The sequence below is a fragment of the Pseudoalteromonas phenolica genome (assembly GCF_005886345.1).
Classification (GTDB): Bacteria; Pseudomonadota; Gammaproteobacteria; order Enterobacterales; family Alteromonadaceae; genus Pseudoalteromonas; species Pseudoalteromonas phenolica_A.
In genome coordinates this window covers 1-458 of the sequence record NZ_PNEC01000096.1, presented here as the reverse complement: position 1 = coordinate 458, position 458 = coordinate 1, and the positions used below count along the sequence as shown (strand labels likewise).

Below are 458 nucleotides of genomic sequence, written 5' to 3'. Positions count from 1 at the left end.
TGGTTTAGGCACTTGTTAGGTTACTGTTTACCTATACGCTTGATTATTAATAATGTTAAAAGCATAGCTGAAGTTTAACCAACTAAAAATGGTTCATAGTTACCTTCTGGATCTTTGAACCACATCCCAGCTATGAATATTGATATAGCCAAAAACATAAACTCTACAACCCAAAGAGATTTTTCTATAGGAGATTTGATAGTGTTTTCTTTCAAATCTAACACTTTGGCGTTGAGGTTATTTTGAAATATAGCTAAATTATTGGCCATTTCAGCTTCAACATCAGGAAGCATTCTTTCGAATAACTTCGGATTCCCTGCCACTTCAGTGCTTTTTTCTAACTTGGCTATGCTTTCAACTTTAAACTGTTTCTGTGCGTCCTGAGCAAGTTTTGAAATATCATTTTCTAACGAAGAATCATACTTAAGATTTAGCGTATCAATATATGAAAGGATCTC

1 protein-coding gene is annotated in these 458 nt (G+C 33.6%); it reads right to left on the bottom strand.

The annotated features are described in order from the left end of the window. Positions 1-74: 74 nt before the first annotated feature. On the bottom strand, positions 75-458 hold a 384-nt coding region (locus CWB72_RS20665; RefSeq protein ID WP_171037375.1), incomplete at its 5' end, for a hypothetical protein.